Here is a 21,208-nt window from a genome sequence, read left to right as displayed (position 1 = left end):
GATGTACATACTTGGCATTAATGCTTACCACGCCGATTCATCTGCTGCAATATTCAAGGACGGTGTAATGATCGCCGCAACCGAAGAGGAACGATTCCGGCGGGTAAAGCACTGGGCTGGTTTTCCTTCCATGGCGATCCAGTTTTGCCTGCAGGAAGCAGGTATCACGCTGCAGGAGGTTGATCATATTGCCATTGGACGTGATCCACGGGCCAAACTACGGAATAAGATCATGTTCCTGCTGAAGAACCCTGGTGGCGGATGGAACGCCGTATTGGACAGGTTGAAGAATGCACGTAAAGTGTCTTCGCTCGAGGATGAGTTCTACCAGTTGGATCCCGGTGTGGACAAAGCGGCTATCAAAGCCAAGATCCACCAGGTGGAGCACCACCGCAGTCACCTGGCGTCTGCCTTTTTCGCCTCCCCTTTTGAAGAAGCCGCTTTGCTGTCTATTGACGGATCGGGTGATTTTACCACGACCATGATCGGCCGTGGCAAAGGCAACAAGATCGAAGTGATCGACTCTGTTGATTTCCCGCATTCGGTAGGTATTTTCTATTCTGCCTTTACCCAATTGCTGGGTTTTCCTCACTATGGTGACGAATACAAAGTGATGGGCCTGGCTCCATATGGGGAAGCCAAATATGTAGATAAATTGCGGGATGTATTGGTAATTGACAAAAGCAATGGCCTGTTTACCCTCAACCTCAAGTACTTCCGTTCTGCCAAACAGGGTATCGTTACCTACGGGGAAGATCATATCCCGGTAGTGGCGTCGCTGTACACCCCCTTGATGGAAGAGAAGTTTGGAGCCGTCCGTAAGAAAGACGAGCCGCTTACTCAGTACCACAAGGACCTGGCTGCCTCTGTACAGCGATTTACCGAGGAGCTGATCTTTCACATCCTGGAGCATCTGAAGAAAACAACGGGACTGTCGAAGGTTTGTATTGCAGGTGGCGTTGCCCAGAATTCCGTGGCCAATGGGAAGATCACGCGTAACACAGGTTTTCAGGAAGTTTATATCCCTTCTGCCGGTCATGACGCTGGCATTTCTATGGGGGCTGCCCTGTATGTATACAACCAGGTGCTAAACCAGCCACGAAAGGCTCCTATCTGGACCGCTTATACTGGAAGCCGGTTTACCAACGAGGTGATTGAAGCCTACCTAAAGTCGAGAAATATTGAATATACCCGTTATTCGGATGAAGAACTGTACGAGAAAGTGGCCAATCGCCTGATCGATGCTGGTGTTGTGGGATGGTTCAACGGCCGGGCCGAGTTTGGCCCCCGGGCGCTGGGGGCCCGTTCCATTTTGGCTGATCCCAGAAGGCTGGATGCCAAAGAGTTGTTGAATTCAAAAATCAAGAGGCGGGAAAGCTTCCGGCCTTTTGCTCCTTCCATCCTGAAGGAATATGTATCCGAGTATTTTGAGGTAAACGACAATGTACCTTTTATGGAGAAGGTATTCCCCATCAAAGCTGAAAAACATGCATCCATCCCTGCCGTTACACACGTGGACGGTACCGGGCGCCTGCAAACCGTGGACAAGGAGCTAACTCCGCGTTATTATCAGTTGATCGAAACATTCCGGCAGAAAACAGGTGTACCTATATTATTAAATACCTCCTTCAACGAAAACGAGCCCATCGTGAATTCGCCCGAAAATGCATTGGAATGCTTTCTAAGGACAAATATGGACATGCTTGTTCTGGAAAATTGCGTGATCACCAGGAACGGGTAATCGCCTCAAATCCATGAAAATATCTATCATCACGGCTACCTTCAACAGTGCCGAAACGGTTCAGGATACCCTTAACAGCGTGGCGCAACAACAGGACGTTGCCATCGAGCATATTATTGTAGACGGGCTTTCACGCGATAATACACTCGATATTGTAAAATCGTTTCCCCACGTAACCAAAGTGGTCAGTGAAAAGGACAATGGCATTTATGACGCTATGAACAAAGGGATTGGGCTGGCCACCGGCGATGTAGTCGGAATTCTGAATTCTGATGACTTCTATGACAACCCGGCAGTTCTGGCGCAAGTAATGACGCTATTCAAAGATCCTTCTATAGATGTTGTATACGGTGATCTACAATATGTTAAAAAAAATGACGTTTACGTAGTCACCCGACATTGGCGAAGCGGCCGGTACAAACGGAAATACTTTTATTATGGGTGGATGCCACCGCATCCGACTTTCTTTGTGCGCCGCAAGATATACGACGAGGTAGGAATTTTCAACACCGATTTACGATCTGCTGCCGATTATGAAATGATGCTGCGCATTTTGGTTCGACATAATGCACGGGCAGGTTATATCCCCCGGGTATTGGTGAAGATGAGGGCAGGAGGAATGAGCAATGCCAGCTTAAAGAACAGGCTCAGGGCCAACCAGGAAGACAGGCGAGCCTGGGCGCTGAATGATCTGAAACCATTTTTTTTTACGATTTGGCTCAAGCCAATACGTAAAATATTTCAATTTATAACCAGATAAACACTATGGCCAAAGTTGCTTTAATTACCGGCGTTACCGGTCAGGATGGTGCTTACTTAACTGACCTGCTTTTGAAGAAAGGGTACATCGTACATGGCGTTAAGCGTAGAAGTTCGCTCTTCAATACCGAACGTATCGACCACCTGTACCAGGATCCCCATGAGAAAAATGTGCAACTGAAACTGCACTATGGCGATCTTACCGATTCGACCAACCTGATCAGGATCATTCAGGAAACTCAACCAGATGAGATCTACAACCTCGCTGCGATGAGCCATGTGGCCGTGAGCTTTGAAACGCCGGAGTACACCGCCAATGCTGACGGAATTGGTACGTTGCGTATCCTGGAGGCTGTTCGCCTGCTGGGATTGACAAAAAAAACCAAGATTTACCAGGCTTCTACTTCCGAACTGTATGGTAAAGTACAGGAGATCCCTCAATCGGAAAGAACGCCTTTCTATCCTCGCTCTCCTTATGCAGTCGCGAAAATGTATGCTTACTGGATCACAGTAAATTACCGCGAAGCTTATGATATGTATGCCGTAAACGGTATCCTCTTTAACCACGAATCACCCCTGCGTGGAGAAACATTCGTAACCCGGAAAATTACCCGTGGTGTAGCGAAGATCGCTCTTGGCCTCCAGGAAAAGATCTATCTGGGCAACCTCGATGCCAAGCGTGATTGGGGACATGCCAAGGATTATGTTGAGGCCATGTACCTGATACTCCAGCAGCCTAAGCCGGAAGACTATGTGATCGCAACCGGTGTAACTACACCTGTACGCGAGTTTGTTCGCATGGCTTTTGCCGAAGTAGGTGTTACAGTAGAGTTTAAAGGTAAAGATGAGAAAGAAGTGGGGGTAGTTACTGCCACCAGCAATCCTGACTACAAGGTCGCTATCGGTAAAGAAGTTGTGGCCGTTGACGCGCGCTACTATCGTCCAACAGAGGTCGATCTGCTGATCGGTGACCCGACCAAATCACAGACGCAATTGGGCTGGAAACCTAAATATGACCTGGCCGGCCTGGTTAAAGAAATGGTTGCCAATGATGTAGAGCTGTTCAAGAAAGAGGTGTTACTGAAAGGTGAAGGTTACTATGTACGCAACCAGTTTGAATAGTATTTGACCTAATTTTGTAAGTTATTTCAAGTAGTACAACCATGAATAAGTCTGATAAGATATATGTGGCAGGCCATAGAGGGATGGTGGGATCTGCCATTGTGCGGCGGTTGCAGGCAGAGGGATATAACAACCTGGTTTTGAGAACTTCCAAAGAATTGGACCTGCGCAACCAGCAGGCCGTAGAGGATTTCTTTGCAGCCGAAAAGCCAGACTATGTTATACTCGCAGCTGCCCGGGTGGGTGGTATTCAGGCCAACAACGTCTACCGTGCTGATTTCATCTACGAGAACCTGATGATACAGAACAATGTCATTCATGCTGCTTACCTGGAAAAGGTGAAGAAGCTGATGTTCCTCGGTTCATCTTGTATCTACCCTAAATTGGCACCCCAGCCCTTGAAGGAAGACTACCTGTTGACGGGGTTGCTGGAGCCCACCAATGAACCCTATGCAATTGCAAAAATTGCGGGGATCAAAATGTGTGACGCTTACCGCGCTCAGTATGGTTGTAACTTCATATCGGTAATGCCTACCAACCTATACGGCCCCAACGATAATTATGACCTCAATAATTCTCACGTACTGCCGGCATTGATCCGCAAGATCCACGAGGCCAAGCTGAAAAATGATCCCGCTGTGGTAATGTGGGGTACAGGTAGCCCTCGTCGAGAGTTTTTGCATGCAGATGACCTGGCTGATGCCTGTTTTTACCTGATGCAGCATTACAACGAAGAGGGCCTGGTCAACATCGGTACCGGCGAAGATGTGACGATCAAAGATCTGGCCCTGTTGATCAAAGATGTAGTGGGTTATCAAGGCGAGATCCAGCACGATCTGACAAAGCCCGACGGTACTCCGCGTAAACTGATGGATGTGTCAAAACTCCACAGTATGGGGTGGAAACACAAGATCGAATTACCGGAAGGAGTGGCAAAAGTGTATAAAGAATTCGCAAAGGCTGAAGCTGTGGCACAATAGCGACGGCACGGAAATTGACAATCAGTTAGCATGTTCTCTATTTTTAAAAAGAAGCATGTTGCTAAAGTTAACCTGAGTGTATTAGGTACGGACATGCATTCGCACCTGATACCAGGTATAGATGACGGTAGCCCGGATGAGGCAACTTCCCTGATGTTGATCAAGGGGCTGCAGCAATTGGGCTACCGTCAGTTTATTGCTACACCTCATATCATGTGGGATGTGCACAAGAATACTGCAACATCCATAGGAGCCGCACATAACAAGTTGGAGACTGCGATCCAACAGGAGGGGATTGCAGCGCCTGTCAAAGCCGCGGCAGAATACTATCTAGACGATCATTTTGATAGTTTGCTGCAACAGAATATTCCCTTATTACCGATCAAAGACAATCTGGTATTGGTTGAATTCTCCTTCATTGCCCCCCCCCGCAACCTCAAGGATATGCTCTTCGAGCTGCAGATCAAAGGGTATAAACCAATTCTCGCTCATCCGGAGCGGTACAATTATTTGGTATCGCAGAAAGAATGGTTCGATGAGTTGAAAGAAGCGGGCTGTTATTTTCAGCTGAATTTATTATCGCTGACCGGATATTATGGCAAAATAACCCATGAACTGGCACAGTACCTTGTCAAAAAGAAATACATAGACTTGTTGGGTACTGATTTGCACCATGAACGTCACCTGGAGGCGTTGACCACCTCAACCACGCTCATGAATAGCGTTAATACGATTCTCGACTCCGGTAAGATTATGAATACTTCTCTATAAAGCCGGATCGTTCTCCACTGTGTCATAAGTTTCCCAACTTCTTAACAACGAGACAGCCGCCTTGTGCGTGATCGCTTTAGCAGCAATCGCACAAGGCGGCTGTTTTTATTGTATTAGTTTGTTACAGGATTTCCTGTAGACTGTCCTTTGCTGCCTTTATGGTGGCATCAAGGTCTTCTTTTGTAAGCGCATTGTTCAGGAACCAGCTTTCAAATGCCGATGGTGGAAGGTATACCCCCCTGTTGAGCATGGCGTGGAAGAACTTGTTGAACAACTGGTTGTTGGCGGCCGCTGCTGAAGTAAAGTCTGTGACAGGGGTGGCACTGAAGTGCACACTGATCATAGATCCCAGTTGATTGATGACATAGGGTGTTCCCGTTGCCGCCAATACTTTGTCAAGTCCGTCTTTCAGGTACAGTGTTTTTTCTTCTATTTGTTGCAGCAGCTGTGGTTGCTCGTTGAGGACGGAAAGCAGGGTGTAACCGGCAATCATGGCGATCGGGTTACCACTCAGCGTGCCTGCCTGGTACACGCTTCCCAGCGGAGATACTACTTCCATATATTGGCGTTTACCTCCAAAAGCACCTACGGGCATACCTGCACCAATCACTTTGCCGTAGGTCACGAGGTCCGCGTCGATGCCCAGGCGTTCCTGTGCACCCCCTTTGGCAAGTCGGAAGCCTGTCATCACTTCATCGAAAATGAAGAGGATGCCTTCAGACGTACAGATCTTACGAAGGGCCTCAAGGAAACCGGGATTGGGCAAAATGCAGCCCATGTTACCGGCAACGGGTTCGATAATAATGGCAGCTATTTCACCCTTGTGTGCAGCAACGAGTTGCTCCACGGCGGCGAGGTCGTTGTAGGCGCAGGTGAGGGTATCATTGGCCACGCCGGCAGTAACGCCAGGCACCGTCTGTATATTAAAAGTCGCTACACCGCTGCCAGCTTTCACCAGGAAAGAATCAGCATGCCCATGGTAGCAACCTTCAAATTTGATGATCTTATTGCGACCGGTATAACCACGGGCTACGCGAATGGCACTCATACAAGCTTCCGTACCGCTGCTCACCATGCGTATCAGGTCAACATTGGGTACCATGCTTTTGATCAGTTCAGCCATTTTTATCTCCAGCTCGGTGGGTGCTCCGTACGATGTGGAATCCACGGCCTGCTCCTGTATGGCTTTGATCACGGGACCATAAGCATGTCCGAGGATCATGGGGCCCCAGGAAGCGATATAGTCGGTATATTGATTGCCATCGGCATCATACAGATATGCCCCTTTGGCTTTCGAAATAAACAAGGGGTTGCCTCCTACGCTCTTAAAGGCACGTACGGGAGAATTAACGCCTCCCGGAATCGATTGCTGGGCACGTTGAAACAGTGATTCGCTCTTTTGTATGTTCATATGTGTGAGATGAAGATCAGGTTTGAATTGAAGCAGCAGCTATTGTGCTTTTAAGAGATAAGCCGTACTGCATCTTTTGCGAAATAGGTAGCGATCAGGTCGGCTCCAGCGCGCTTAATGGCAGTCAAGGTTTCCAGGATAGCCTTGTCTTCATTGAGCCACCCCATTTTCGCGGCCGCTTTGATCATTGCATACTCACCGCTTATATTGTAAGCACTGACGGGAACATCTACATTATCCTTCACTTCCCGAATGATATCGAGGTAGGCGAGCGCTGGCTTTACCATTACGATGTCTGCCCCTTCTTCTATATCCATCAATGTTTCCCTGATGGCTTCCCTACGGTTGGCATAATCCATTTGGTAGGTCTTCTTGTCACCAAATCCAGGTGCAGAATCCAGAGCGTCGCGGAAGGGGCCGTAGAAGCTGGAGGCGTATTTGGCGCTGTAGCTCATAATGCCAGTTTTAGTGAAATTATTCCCTTCCAGCGCTGCACGGATAGCACCAATGCGGCCATCCATCATATCACTGGGCGCTACGAAATCGGCACCGGCTTCTGCATGGCTTACACTCATTTGAGCCAATACTTCCACGGTAGCGTCGTTTACAATCTCCGAACCTTCTACAATGCCATCGTGGCCGTAAGAAGAGAAGGGGTCGAGGGCTACATCGGTCATCACCAGCATGTCGGGCCATGCATCCTTGATAGCTCGGATGCTGCGCTGCATCAGTCCTTGAGGGTTCAACGCTTCTGTCCCTTTATTATCTTTCAGCTCATCCTTGCATTTAATAAAGAGTAGTACACTCTTCAATCCCATATTCCACAATTCCTTTACTTCTTTGACGGTATTATCCAGGCTCATGCGATAAATGCCAGGCATTGAAGGGATCTCCGTTTTTATACCTGATCCCTCGTCGATAAACAATGGCACAATGAAATTGCTGGGTGTCAGGATAGTTTCTGCTACCATTGCCCGGATAGCCGGAGATTGCCTGAGTATCCTGTTTCTTCTTTGCAAATACATACGGTATATTTTAGGCCTGCAGACCCAATGTAGTCTTCAGGCTGTTTAGATGCTTGGTATGATCTCTCAGTTAGCTGGTTCCTGTCATTATACCCAATCCTTTGGTTGCAGGCAGGCCTGCAACAGTTTGTCTTCTTCAGAACCGGGTACGGGTTGGTAGTTGTAATCAAAACGAACGGTAGGAGGCAGGCTCATCAGGATGCTTTCAATGCGCCCATTCGTCTTGAGACCAAAGATAGTACCCCGGTCGTGTACGAGGTTGAATTCTGTATACCGGCCACGACGTATTTCCTGCCAGTATTTGTTTTCAGGAGTGAAGGGCAGGTCTTTACGCTTTTCTACAATAGGTAGGTACGCGGTTAAGAAGGCATTCCCACAGGCCTTTCCAAAATTCATCCAGTAATCCTCATCCTGACCGGCTGCAGGGCGTTGGTAGTCATAAAAGATGCCCCCGATCCCGCGTCGCTCATGGTTGCGGTGTTTGTTGACGAAATAGTTGTCACATTCCTTCTTGAACTTTTGAAAGAAAGAACCGTCAAACCGGTCGCACACCTCCTTATAAGTGCCGTGAAAGTGCATCGCATCTTCTTCGAAAATATAGTAAGGAGTAAGGTCCGTGCCGCCACCAAACCAGCGATCGATCACCTCCTGTTTTTCATTGTACAATTCAAACATGCGGTAATTACAATGCACCGTGGGTACAAATGGGTTGTTGGGGTGCAGTACCAGCGAAAGACCACAGGCAAACCAGTTGTCTCCATTGATCTTCAATTGTGTACGCATAAGATCTGTGACTGGCCCGAATACCACAGAAGTATTCACTCCCCCCTTCTCAAACACATTTCCGCCGGAGATTACCCGGGTTCTTCCACCACCACCTTCTGCACGTTCCCATTTGTCTTCCTGAAAAGTTGCCTGTCCATCGATGGTTTCGAGGGCATTACAAATACGGTCTTGCAGATCATGGATATAGTTCATCCACTGTTCCTTAAGCGTTTGGAGGGCTATGGGTGTCGTGCTCATGATTGTAGGAATGCTATCAGTGGTTGAATGAAACGATCGAATGCTTCTATATGGGGCAGATGGCCTACATTGTCGAGTTCTACAAGTTGTGAGCCTTTGATCCGGTCGCGTGTTTGTTTACCAAGTGCCGGATAGTTGCCAAGCGTTTTGCGTACGTCTTCCGGTGCATTGGCTTTACCCAGCGCAGTGCGGTCACGCTGGCCAATGATCAGCAACGTTGGTGCTTTGATCTGGTCAAACTCATACACTACCGGTTGCGTAAAGATCATGTCGTACGTCAGTGCGGCATTCCAGGCTATCCGGCTGTATTCGGGACTCAACGTCCAGCCGGCCAGCAGGTTCACCCACTCGTCGTATTCCGGCTTCCATTGGCCACCATAGTAATTGTCGAGCTGGTATTTTTTGATGGCGTTATAATCTTGCTTCAGTTCATTGGCATACCAGGATTCGATCGGCTGGTAAGGAACCTTCAGTTTCCAATCTTCAAGGCCGATAGGGTTTTCAAGTATGAACTTGTCCAACAACTCTGGATACATCAAGGTGAAGCGCGTAGCCACCATACCACCCATGGAGTGGCCTAGTATCGAAACCTTTCCTATCTGCAGGGTATCCAATATGGCTTTGGTGTTGCGGGCCAGCAATTGGAAGGTATATTGAATGGATGTAGGCTTGGACGATTTTCCAAAGCCTATCTGGTCAGGAATGATTACGCGAAAGCCCTTATCCGAAAGTGCCTTTGCGGTGGTCTGCCAGTAGGCTCCGTTGAAATTTTTCCCGTGCAGTAACAACACTACTTTCCCATTACCATGGGCAGGTTTTACATCCATGTAAGCCATCTTAAGCGGCTGTTGCTGAATGCTGAGGGTGATGTACTGCACCGGAAATGGATAATCATAGTTTTCCAGGCACAGCCCTAGAGCTTTGGACGCTTGCGCAGTTACTGCACTCGCACTAACAGCGATCATGCTTACAGCCACCAGGATATGTCGAAGTAGTGATTTCATAACGGAGATTTTAATTAGCCTTTGTGTTGGTAATTCTTTACCGTATTGACAAAGGCCTTGGCGTGGTCTACCGGTACATTTGGTAAAATACCATGCCCCAGATTAGCGATATGACCTTTCGGCCCAAAGGCCTGCAGCATAGCTGTTACTTCCTGTTCGATAACCGGAATAGGCGACAACAATTTGGCCGGATCAAAATTACCTTGCAATACGATGTTGTCTCCTGCCATCTGGCGGGCGAGTTGTGGCTTGATGCACCAGTCGATACCAAGGCCATGGGCACCGGTAGCTGCCATGCCATCGAGCGAATGCCAGGCGCCTTTTGCGAAGATGATGGTCAATACTTCTTCTTTCAGGGCCGCTACGATCTGACGGATATAGCGCAGGGAAATATTTTCAAAATCAGCCGGGCTCAGCAGGCCACCCCAGCTGTCGAAGATCTGGATCATATCTACACCCGCTTTAACCTGTTGCTTCAGGTAGGCGATAGTCGTATCGGTGATCATTTGAAGCAAGCGGTGGGCTGTTTCAGGTTGTGTATAGCAAAATGCCTTGGCCTCATCGAAGGTTTTTGAACCTTTGCCTTGTACCATATAACAGAGAATGGTCCAGGGGGCACCGGCAAATCCGATTAACGGTACACGGCCATTGAGTTCTTTTTTAGTGAGACGCAGGGCGTCGAACACATAACCGAGCTTTTCTTCTACATCTGGAATATAGATACGGTTGAGGTCGCTGGCTTGTTTGATGGGATCGGGCAGAAAGGGACCTTTGCCCTCGAGCAGCTGCACTTCCAACCCCATAGCTTTAGGTACCACCAGGATATCGGAGAAGATGATCGCCGCGTCAACACCTACCTGGTCAATGGGCTGCAGGGTGATCTCCGTAGCCAGCTCGGGCGTTTCGCAACGCTCGAAGAAGGAATATTTTTCACGCAGCTTGATATAATCGGGCAGGTAACGACCAGCCTGACGCATCATCCAAACAGGGGTGCGTTCTGTTGGCTCACCACGCAGGGTGCGTAGTATAAGGTCATTCTGCAGGGGAGTGCCGCTAGTAGTCGTTGCTGTTTGCTGTGTGGATGATGTCATTGTTATTGAGTTGCTATTTGTATGAATCAATTTGTTGCAGGTAATCGGTTACGCTTTCGGCCATAGAGAGCTGAGTGGCCACTGCGCTGATGATGATCCTGTTGGTGATGTAGTTGCTCAAAATGCCGGCTGTCGTTGCGCCAATGGCAATACATACGGCTGCGGGTGGCAACGAGTTGACCGAGAAAAAGCTCTTCACGCCACTAGGACTAAAGAACAAAACGGCACTGAACGAATTCGTTTCTATGGGGGATGGGGTATCTGTTGTGTTGTATACGACGATCTCTTTTACACCAATACCGCCTGCCTTCAGTGCATCCGGTACTGTGTCGAGTCGTTGGTTACCACAAAAGAATACGACTTCTTTGAAGTCTCCGTAGGCAATGATCTTTGCTGCTAACTCAGTGGCATTGGGAGCCGTTGCAACAATATGCAGCGCGGAGAATACCTCGGTTACCTTGTCCTTGGTGGCACCGTCCAGGCAGAATATCTCCCAGTTGTCGGGAATATATACCGCATCGCCGCCACTCAGGTGTTTGCCGATGGCTTCCACAGCATGTTTGCTTGTAAAGACGATGGCCTGATCAGCTTTCACATTTAGTACCGGCCAGATCTCTTTGTATTTGCTGTAATTGACGATCGGTTGAACGTCGATGAAGGGTTGCTCTACCAAATGAATGCCATTCGCTTCCAGCTGATTCCGTATGCCCGGTTCCAGCTTCTTAGTGCTTAATATGGTGTGTTGGCTTGCCATGTGTTTATACTTTGGCGGCCGTCTGTTGAATACTGTTGGCGATCGGCTGTCCGCCATTGGCCAGCAATGTTTGTGCGAGCTCGTTGCCGGCACCAGTAGCTGCCGCACGGCTGATCACTTGATCGATGGACGCAATCTGCTGTCCATCTACAGACAAGATATTACCTTGAAAGTGTATCTGACCGTCCTTTATCTCCGCCAGTGCACTAATCGGGGTAGAACAACCTCCCAGCAATGCACGTAGAAAGTCACGCTCCATTTGGGTACAGATGGCAGTGTCTTCGTCATTAAATGCCTGGCAAATATCGAGTAAGTCTTTATCAGCTTCCCGGCAAACCACCATGATGGCGCCCTGTGCAGGTGCTGGTAACATCCAATCGAGTTCAATGGAGTTTTCGGGTCGAAGGGAGATACGTTCGAGGCCGGCAGCGGCAAATATGGCACCACTCCAGGTACTCTCGGCTACCTTGGTCATGCGGGTATTGACATTTCCGCGCAGGTTCTCGAGCTGGTGCTGTGGATAGCGATGTAACCATTGAGCTTTACGGCGAATGCTGCTGGTGGCAATCGTCAGCCGTGACCGGGTAAAGCTGGCGTTTTTTTCGGTTGGTAGCCAGGTGCCATTTTCAATGCCAAGGTCGGTGGAAAGGGAAGGCAGATCGCCTTTGTATACCAAAAGGTCTTTCCAACTGGCACGTTTCAGTGCGGCGGCTGGTACGATGCCTTTGGGCAGCTGTGTGGGCACATCCTTCATCGAGTGCACAGCGATATCGATGCGATTGCTGAGCAGGGCTATGTCGAGGCTACGCGTAAAAATCCCCTGTACGCCCATTTCGTAAAGAGGTGTCTGGAGATCGATGTCTCCTTCGCTTTTGATATAAACCAGTTCTGCCGGAATGCCCTGTGCGGCCAGCAGTTCTTTTACCTGCATAGCCTGCCACACGGCCAGTTGACTTTCCCTGGTTCCGATGCGGATTGCTTGTTTCATGCAACAAAATTAGTTAGAACCCGTGGCAATAAACTCGTTAATGGCTTCAATGTAATAACAGCCACGTTGGTTTTCGCGGCGCATCTTGGTAGCCATGCCATTGATCACACGCTGAATTTTCGCGTCAGCCTCTATCGTAGTGCAGGTTGTAGAAACGGGAGAAAGGCCTTTCAGGTAGAGGGGATAGGTTTGTATTTCCTGTAATTTGGTTTTTACAGCTTTCAGAACCGGTACATGCTTGCGCATTTCGAACCATTCCATGAATTCTGTCATGTGTTCGTCTATGATCAGCCTGACTTTAGGAACTTCCGCTTCACGTTTCTGCAAGGTCTCATCCTTCAGTTTCGACAGCTCGTCGACATTCACCAAATGTACATTGGGCAGCTCTTGTGCTGCTATCTCTACGTTATAGGGAATGGACAAGTCAATGATCAGTTTGTCTGACTTGCCTTCGAGGTGCGATTTCAATATAGTTGGCTGGGCCGCATTGGTCGCCACCAGAATGATATCTGATTGGTCGATGTGGTACGCCAGCTCTTCGATAGGGGCATACTGTAAGCCCAGTTCACCAGCCAGCTCCATCGCTTTTTCAGCGGTACGGTTGATGAGGGTAATATCGGTGGTTTCGAGGTAGTCGACCAGGTTTTTGCAGGTATTGCGCCCGATCTTACCAACTCCGACCAATAGAATCTTTTTGCCTTTCAGGTGGGCAAATTGTTTCCGGATATATTGTACAGCAGCGAAAGAAACCGAAACGGTGCCATCGCTGATGGCAGTGCGCGTCTTAACAGCCTTGGAAGATTGCAATACACTACCGACCATACGGTCGAGGTAGGTGCCCACATAATTGTGCTCCCGGGCAAATTTCACAGCCAGTTTTAACTGCCCTACAATCTCGTAATCTCCCAGGATCTGCGAGTCGAGACCAGCACCTACTGTGAAAAGATGCTCCATGGCGTCAACACCATTCTTGATATAGGCCATGCGTGCAAAATCTTCGGTATTACCCTCGGATTGTGTACAGAGCAAGCTGATCAGTTGACCGGCATGTTCAGCGAAACCATAAATTTCTGTGCGATTGCAAGTGGAGAGAATAAACAGCTCATGCAAACCATACGAAGGAGCGAGTGTGAGCAGGGTGGCATATTGGTCGTTGTTGATCGCAAATTGACCCCTGATCGCTGCATCAGTTTTCTTATAGTTGATCCCCGCTATAAAAAACTTAGATATGTCCTTGCTACTGTGTCCTTGCATGAGGTATATGGTTCAGAGAATTGACTGTGCAAAAATACCTTCGCAAGCGCCAACCACCTAATCTGTCTGTCATTCTACTGTCATTTTACCCGCTGATCTCTGTCACATATTGGGGTGATCCACATCAGCCTTTTGCAGAGGCGGTCGCGACGGAAACAGCCATGGTGAAGGGTTTGAAGACAGACAGGGATTGTCGTGAAACAGGCATGTTTGCTTAGAAAATGAACCATGCGAACAGTCGTTTGTCACATATTCGGGTGATGTCCCAATATTGTGTTACGCAAAAAATAATTGTTGGGGCTGGTTACTGAACTAAATTTGCGAACTATTTCAATCATATGAGCGCGACAAAGAGAGGCATAGTTTTGATGAATCTGGGTTCGCCCGATTCTACCGAAGTCAAGGACGTACGGAAGTACCTGGATGAATTTCTGATGGATGGGAGGGTGATCGACACCCCGTTATTGTGGCGGGCTTTGCTGGTAAAAGGAATTATCGTTCCCTTCCGCGCGCCGAAATCAGCGGCCGCTTACAAGTCCATCTGGACCAAAGACGGCTCCCCGCTGATCGTGATCAGCAAACAGTTACAGGAAGCCCTGCAGGCTGAGGTAGGCGAACCGGTGGCGCTGGCCATGCGGTACGGAACTCCTGCCCCCTGGACGGCCTTCGACGAGTTGCTGGCGAAGCAACCCGACCTCGATGAGGTGGTGCTGGTACCCTTGTATCCACATTATGCTATGTCTAGCTACGAAACGGCGGTTGAATATGCCAAGAAGGCGCATAAGAAAGGCAACTACAAATTTAAGCTCACCGTCGTGCCGCCTTTCTACGATGATGCAGATTACCTAGAAGCGCTGGCGGATAGTATCAAACCATATCTGCACCAGGAATACGACAAAATTATTTTCAGTTATCACGGTATTCCCGAACGCCATATTCTGAAAGGTGATCCTACCGGAACGCATTGTCTAAAGAATGCTGATTGTTGTTCGGTTGATTCCGAAGCGCATAAAACCTGCTACCGGCATCAGTGTATTGAAACAACCAATTTGATCGCAAAGGCATTGAATATTCCCGCCTCGAAAGTCGAGTTCTCTTTTCAGTCCCGCCTGGGGCGTGATGAGTGGTTGAAGCCTTATACGGCAGTGCGATTGGCTGAATGGCCCAGGGAAGGAGTGAAGAAGATCCTGCTGCTTTGTCCGGCTTTTGTAAGTGACTGTCTCGAGACGCTGGAAGAAATGGGAGAAGAAGGCCGCGAGATCTTCCTGCATGCGGGTGGAGAAGAGTTTACCCTGATCCCCTGTCTCAACGTACATCCCTTATGGATCAAGGCGGTGAAAGCGTTGGTAGACAAAACTGCCTAACGCATCCTCGAATCGATCAATAGCAATATGTTTCTATACATCAAAGCACTCCATATTATCTTTATCGTTACCTGGTTTGCAGGTATGTTTTATATGCCGCGACTGTTCATTTACAATACAGAAGCGGCTGATAAACCAGACATCGTAAAGTCAGCACTACGTGAACAATTTGCGGTGATGATGAAGCGCTTGTGGTACGGAATCACCTGGCCTTCGGCGGTATTGACATTGGTATTCGGACTTACCACCTGGCATTTGCTGGGGGTAACGCCGCAATGGCTGGTCATCAAGCTTGGTTTCGTAGTTGGCCTGTATATTTACTTCTTTTCCCTGCACAGGATTTTCAAACAACAAGTGCAGGGTGTTTTTAAATACTCCTCGCAACAGTTGCGGATTTGGAATGAGGTTGCTACCATCTTCCTGGTTGCCATTGTGATGCTGGTTGTCGTTAAGCAAAGTCTCAGCTTTCTTTGGGGCATTATTGGACTGCTGTTGTTTGTCGTGCTGCTGATGAGCGCAATCAGGATATACAAAGTATTGCGCAAAAAAAGGAATTAACCACTCATCAGGGTTATCACGCTGCCTGTAATTTGTAAGCGATTTGATGGCGCTATCAAATGCCCGGTGGGGTGCGTTTATACCTGTAGGAAGTCAAAAAGCCAGACCCAATCGCACTCTTGAAATAATTCACGCAGGGACATCTAATAAATTGCAAGGCAGATAATAAGGTATTGCAAGAAACGTAAGCTCGTGCCTCCAAGAATTAGGGTATAAACAGGCGGCCAATTGAAGCTGTTCCAATGGAAGAAACCACGTTTTTGGGATTAAGTGGCAGATACCCACCAATATATAGACAAAGAAAAGCAATAAGCTACTCCTGCTAAATACCAAGGCAACCAGGAAAGAAAAAAGGAGACTGATTTACAAGGGCTTGAAGATAAGCGTACAGGGAGGTATATAAATGAGAAAAACCTTTCCAACGCCATTAGAGTTTTAAAAGGAAAGGGGAGCAGGAATACTCCCCTTTTTAACCCCTAAACCCTAAACCGTAGAAAAGGTTTTTCATGTAAACTTTTATGAATATATATCAAATATCTAAATTACACGCAGTAAACTTACTTAGAATATGTTGCAAATTCCTTGCCGTATTTTCACTTGATCCGAACCACACATTCATTTGCATTTACCACGTCATCAGTAACGTTGAATATATTTCCATAAATTATGCCAAACGTGCCGAAACGTTAAAAACAATTAAGAATCTTTTGAATTGTTAAGCCATTTAATCTCATTTTAACGAATCTATATAACAGAGCATTATTTATGTTGCCTTATTGATGTTGTAGCATCAGAGTGTCTAACATTACTTCAAGAAATGTCAAACACAAGTACCCGTCTTACGTCAATTCATATTGTCCATTTTTTTTCCCATTCCACAAATAAGTGGGGCATTTTTAATCAACCTCACTACCCATTCGCATGATTGACATCCGTGCAACGCTTAACCGAAAATGTATAATACCACTAACAGGGTATATCTAAACATTGTATTCGGTCATTGCAGTGAGCGCCTATGGTTATTCTATCAGATGTCATCTATTACCTGCATGCTTACCTGCCTATCGCCTCCTACATAAAGATGATGCAGTCGATTGACTGCGATCGTAAAATTACTACCCACAAAAGTACATGTGTTGATGCCTGAGGGTATGGTTGGAACTTAATACAGGGGGCTTGTCCGCGACCGACACCGACCCACACCTGATATCGCCGTTATATATATTAATAGTACAGCCGAAGTTGAAGAAGTGTAACCAGGATATATCTGCTATATAGGCGACTTCATGCCATCTACATGGTAGATGCCTGGTAATGCCCATGGATATGATCTAAATATGACCCATAAAATAGCCGCTGATGGTAAGTTGTTTTTTCCTGACTAAGTTCACTGTGTAGGGCTGGTTGGGCCTCAATGGTTCCCCGGCTTCCGTAGACCAACAGCGGACCTATACCGAACCTATCGAAGACCTAAAGCACGGCACCAGCTCGGCAGTGGCTCGGCACCACCTCGGCAGTAGCTCGGCAGTGCGACCATGCGTCCGCGCGATAAAACTTGCGTGAAGGGATAATATATATTGATTGTCAACTCTTTGAGGTGCCCGTTGTACAGTTTTTGCTGTACAACGCGACCTGTTGGCGGTGATAAAATACACCCTACGTCAACTTCAGAAGCGTTTGTGTAATGTTTACTTTGTCAGGCAGAAACGGATACTCTCCTTCTATCCATTGAGCCCCCAATAGGACCTGGATAGCTACAGGGCTATATTTCCTCTGCCCAATTTCCCTAATTGATTGATAAACAACAGTATCTCGTAATATTTTATCTAATCGGGGTCTCTGCAACGGATCGCCGCCTATATAGCTATATTTCTGTAACTTTGCACACTTTTTAAATACAATTTTTTACCGGCTTAGGTTTTAATCATTATGTCGTCGAAATACAGAGAATTCTCGCACTTGAATTTACCTGCAATGGAGCAGGAAATACTGGCTTTATGGAATGAGCAAGAGGCTTTCGAAAAAAGTATGTCCGTTCGGGAAGGGGCTGCACACTTCGTTTTTTACGAAGGTCCGCCCAGTGCCAACGGTATGCCCGGCATTCACCACGTGATCAGCCGTACTTTGAAGGATCTTGTATGCCGTTATAAAACCATGCAGGGTTTCCAGGTAAAGCGCAAAGGCGGTTGGGATACGCATGGCCTACCCATCGAATTGGGTGTGGAGAAAGAACTGGGGATCACCAAAGAAGACATCGGTAAGAAAATTTCCGTAGAAGAATACAACCAGAAATGTCGCGAAGCGGTATTGCGCTACAAAGACAAATGGGACGATATCACCCGTAAAATGGGGTATTGGGTCGATCTGAAAGATCCCTATATCACATTCGACAACAAATATGTAGAAACCCTTTGGTACCTGCTGAGTCAGTTGTACAAAAAGGGCCTCCTCTACGAAAGTGTGAGCATTCAGCCCTACTCGCCCGCGGCAGGTACTGGTCTCAGTTCACACGAATTGAACCAACCCGGTACCTACAAAATGGTGAAGGACACATCAGCCGTGGCAATGTTCAAAGCTTTAAAGGATGCAAAAACTGCATTCCTGTTTGAAGCAGCCGGCAATCAATCATCTGCGACGGATAGTCCCGATGTATACTTCCTGGCTTGGACGACCACTCCCTGGACACTCCCATCCAACCTGGGTCTTACCATGGGGGGCAACATCAATTATGTTCTGGTAAAAACGTTCAATCCATATACGCACCTGCCGGTGAATGTAGTATTGGCAAAAGACCTGCTCGGCAAATACTTCAAACCCGAAGGTGAAACAGCTGATTTTGCAGCCTACAAGGAAGGCGACAAATTGTTGCCCTGGAAAATACTGACAGAATTCAAAGGTGCTAAGATTGAAGGTGCCCATTACGAACAATTACTGCCATTCGACGCCAATTCTCCCGACTCGATCAGCTATAGTCTGCCAGATGCGAAGCCCTTCCAGGTCATGGTGGGCGATTTTGTAACGACAGAAGACGGTACCGGTATCGTACATACTGCGCCCGACTTCGGTGCAGATGACTATCGCGTTGGTACAAAATACGGCATTGGTTATTTCACGTATGTCAATGAATACGGCAAACGCGAGAAGCTCGTATTGGTCGATAAGCAGGGTAAATTTGTAGCCGGATTGGGCGAATTCAGTAACCGCTTTGTCAAAAACTACAAAGACGATCCCGCTTATGTAGACGTGAACGTCGACATCAGTGTAAAGCTGAAGAAAGAGAACCGCGCCTTCAAGGTCGAGAAATATGAACACAACTACCCGCATTGCTGGCGCACCGACAAGCCGGTATTGTATTATCCGCTGGATGCCTGGTTCATCAAAACCACGGCGATCAAAGACCAGATGGTAGCGCTCAACAAGACCATCAACTGGAAACCAAAATCTACCGGCGAGGGACGCTTCGGCAACTGGCTCGAGAATATGGTAGACTGGAACCTCAGCCGTAGCCGTTTCTGGGGTACGCCGTTGCCCGTTTGGAAAACAGAAGATGGCCAGGAAGAAGTTTGCATCGGTACCATTGGCGAGCTCAATGAAGCCATCAGAAAAGCCAATGAGGTGCTGGGAGGCGATGTAAACAAGCACTACCTCCATGAAGGTATCCTCGATCTCCACAAGCCTTATGTGGACGAGATCGTCCTTGTTAGTCCATCGGGTAAACCAATGAAACGGGTGCCCGACCTGATCGACGTTTGGTTCGACAGCGGTGCTATGCCTTATGCGCAGTGGGGACTCGACTACGATAAGCTGGCTGCCGGAGATCCGCGTCCATTCAAAGCACCTTTTGACAAGAACTATCCGGCCGATTTTATCGCAGAAGGCGTTGACCAAACCCGTGGGTGGTTTTATACCCTTCACGCCATCTCTTCGCTGTTGTATGGCAGCGTTGCCTATAAAACAGTGGTTTCTAATGGATTGGTGCTCGATAAGAACGGCAATAAAATGAGCAAGCGCCTCGGTAACGTGGTAGATCCTTTCAAAACCATAGAGCAGTTTGGCGCCGATGCTACCCGTTGGTATTTGATTACCAATGCATCACCCTGGGATAATTTGAAATTTGACCTGGAGGGTATCAAAGAAGTACAGCGTAAGTTCTTCGGTACATTATATAATACATATCAGTTTTTTGCCCTGTATTCCAATGTGGACGGCTTTTCCTTTAAAGAGGCTTATGTACCACTGGAGCAGCGCCCGGAAATCGATCGCTGGATACTTTCTTCGCTCAACACCCTGATCAAAAAGGTAGAGGAGTACATGAACGACTACGAGCCTACCCAGGCTGGTCGTTTGATCGAAGAGTTTGTAGATGAGCATCTTAGCAATTGGTACGTACGTTTGTGCCGTCGCCGGTTCTGGAAGGGTGAGTACGAGCTGGACAAGATCTGTGCCTATCAAACCCTGTACGAATGCCTGGAGACCGTGGCCAAGTTGATGGCGCCCATTTCGCCGTTTTTTAGCGACATGTTGTTTAGGAATCTAAACGCCGTGACTGGCCGCAACCTTGAACAATCTATCCATCATGCCCTGTTCCCGAAGTCCAATGAAGCGGCCATCGATGTTGCTTTAGAAGAGAGAATGCAGCTGGCGCAGGACATTTCGTCACTCGTTTTATCACTTCGGAAGACCTCAAAATACAAGGTTCGCCAACCGTTGCAAAAGGTACTGATCCCCGTGTTCAACCCTTCCATGAAAGAGCAGATAGGCCGGGTAGAAGACCTGATCAAGAGCGAAGTAAACGTGAAAGAGATTCAATATCTCACAGAAGATCTTGGGTTTATTAAAAAGAAGATCAAGCCCAATTATATTGCCCTGGGTAAGAAGCTGGGGGGCAAAATGAAGGCCGTAGCTGCCGCTTTGGCCGGTTTTGCACAGGAAGACATCCAGGTGTTAGAAAAAGAAGGGTCTATTTCATTGTTTATTGATAACGAACCCTTAATATTACAGGTTAATGAAGTAGAGATCACCAGCGAGGATATCCCAGGCTGGATGGTCGCCAATAAGGACTCTCTGACTGTAGCACTGGATGTAACCGTAACCCCTGAGTTGATCAACGAGGGCAATGCCCGCGAACTCGTTAATCGTATCCAGAAAATCCGAAAAGACAACGGCTATGAATTGACCGACAGGATAGCAGTGCAGTTGACCGAAAACCCGGATCTCAAGCAATCTATAGCCCAGTTTAATAATTATATTTGCGCCGAAATTTTGGCAGATACGCTGGAATTGGTATCCGAATTGCCCAATGGCACCGAAATTGAGGTAAACGATATTTCACTAAAAGTGTTCGTTACAAAAAAAGCCTAACA

The 21,208-nt window shown here is 47.7% G+C and carries 16 protein-coding genes; 8 read left to right on the top strand and 8 right to left on the bottom strand.

Going from position 1 to position 21,208, the window contains the following annotated elements; translation table 11 throughout:
* The first annotated feature begins 1 nt into the window (after position 1).
* The 5 genes from P2W70_RS06235 to P2W70_RS06215 are packed head-to-tail and all read left to right on the top strand — an operon-like array spanning position 2 to position 5,373.
* A complete protein-coding gene (locus P2W70_RS06235; RefSeq protein WP_276480577.1) occupies positions 2-1,741 on the top strand; it encodes a carbamoyltransferase family protein in 1,740 nt (579 codons plus the stop codon).
* Between the two features lie 13 nt (positions 1,742-1,754).
* Complete coding sequence (locus P2W70_RS06230; protein WP_276480576.1) at positions 1,755-2,501, top strand: glycosyltransferase family 2 protein; 747 nt, start codon at positions 1,755-1,757, stop codon at positions 2,499-2,501.
* 5 nt (positions 2,502-2,506) lie between these two features.
* Positions 2,507-3,622, top strand: coding sequence for a GDP-mannose 4,6-dehydratase (gene gmd, locus P2W70_RS06225; protein ID WP_276480575.1), 1,116 nt, complete (start codon positions 2,507-2,509; stop codon positions 3,620-3,622).
* Between the two features lie 41 nt (positions 3,623-3,663).
* Positions 3,664-4,602 carry a GDP-L-fucose synthase gene (fcl, locus tag P2W70_RS06220; protein ID WP_276480574.1) on the top strand — a complete coding sequence of 313 codons (939 nt, stop codon included), beginning with the start codon at positions 3,664-3,666 and terminating at the stop codon, positions 4,600-4,602.
* 30 nt (positions 4,603-4,632) lie between these two features.
* Positions 4,633-5,373, top strand: a complete 741-nt coding sequence (locus P2W70_RS06215) for a tyrosine-protein phosphatase (protein ID WP_276480573.1) — start codon at positions 4,633-4,635, stop codon at positions 5,371-5,373.
* A gap of 121 nt (positions 5,374-5,494) precedes the next feature.
* Here P2W70_RS06215 and hemL read toward each other — a convergent pair whose 3' ends face one another.
* The 8 genes from hemL to hemA form a co-directional block, all read right to left on the bottom strand.
* A complete protein-coding gene (hemL, locus tag P2W70_RS06210) occupies positions 5,495-6,784 on the bottom strand; it encodes a glutamate-1-semialdehyde 2,1-aminomutase (protein WP_276480572.1) in 1,290 nt (429 codons plus the stop codon).
* Between the two features lie 50 nt (positions 6,785-6,834).
* Entirely contained in the window at positions 6,835-7,809 is a 975-nt protein-coding gene (gene hemB, locus P2W70_RS06205; protein ID WP_276480571.1) for a porphobilinogen synthase, read from the bottom strand.
* Between the two features lie 87 nt (positions 7,810-7,896).
* Entirely contained in the window at positions 7,897-8,832 is a 936-nt protein-coding gene (gene hemF, locus P2W70_RS06200; protein WP_276480570.1) for an oxygen-dependent coproporphyrinogen oxidase, read from the bottom strand.
* On the bottom strand, positions 8,829-9,836 hold the full coding sequence (locus P2W70_RS06195) for an alpha/beta fold hydrolase (RefSeq protein ID WP_276480569.1): 1,008 nt from the start codon (positions 9,834-9,836) through the stop codon (positions 8,829-8,831). Before P2W70_RS06195 ends, hemF begins: the two co-directional genes overlap by 4 nt.
* Before the next feature lie 14 nt (positions 9,837-9,850).
* Complete coding sequence (gene hemE / locus P2W70_RS06190) at positions 9,851-10,927, bottom strand: uroporphyrinogen decarboxylase (protein WP_276480568.1); 1,077 nt, start codon at positions 10,925-10,927, stop codon at positions 9,851-9,853.
* Between the two features lie 13 nt (positions 10,928-10,940).
* Positions 10,941-11,681 (bottom strand): uroporphyrinogen-III synthase, encoded by a 741-nt coding sequence (locus P2W70_RS06185; protein ID WP_276480567.1) that lies wholly within the window; start codon positions 11,679-11,681, stop codon positions 10,941-10,943.
* 4 nt (positions 11,682-11,685) lie between these two features.
* Entirely contained in the window at positions 11,686-12,669 is a 984-nt protein-coding gene (gene hemC / locus P2W70_RS06180; RefSeq protein WP_276480566.1) for a hydroxymethylbilane synthase, read from the bottom strand.
* Positions 12,670-12,678: 9 nt separating this feature from the next.
* Positions 12,679-13,923, bottom strand: a complete 1,245-nt coding sequence (gene hemA / locus P2W70_RS06175; protein WP_276480565.1) for a glutamyl-tRNA reductase — start codon at positions 13,921-13,923, stop codon at positions 12,679-12,681.
* A 338-nt stretch (positions 13,924-14,261) separates the two neighbouring features.
* Here hemA and hemH point away from each other — a divergent pair, with 338 nt between their 5' ends.
* The 3 genes from hemH (at position 14,262) to ileS (ending at position 21,206) form a co-directional block, all read left to right on the top strand.
* On the top strand, positions 14,262-15,287 hold the full coding sequence (gene hemH, locus P2W70_RS06170) for a ferrochelatase (protein WP_276480564.1): 1,026 nt from the start codon (positions 14,262-14,264) through the stop codon (positions 15,285-15,287).
* A 27-nt stretch (positions 15,288-15,314) separates the two neighbouring features.
* Entirely contained in the window at positions 15,315-15,845 is a 531-nt protein-coding gene (locus tag P2W70_RS06165) for a CopD family protein (RefSeq protein WP_276480563.1), read from the top strand.
* Positions 15,846-17,804: 1,959 nt separating this feature from the next.
* Positions 17,805-21,206, top strand: a complete 3,402-nt coding sequence (ileS, locus tag P2W70_RS06160; RefSeq protein ID WP_276480562.1) for an isoleucine--tRNA ligase — start codon at positions 17,805-17,807, stop codon at positions 21,204-21,206.
* Positions 21,207-21,208: the final 2 nt, after the last annotated feature.

Origin of the sequence: Paraflavitalea pollutisoli, from assembly GCF_029360705.1 — a bacterium.
GTDB lineage: Bacteria > Bacteroidota > Bacteroidia > Chitinophagales > Chitinophagaceae > Paraflavitalea > Paraflavitalea pollutisoli.
The sequence above is the reverse complement of the archived record's forward strand: the minus strand, read 5'-3'. Positions and strand labels throughout refer to the sequence as shown.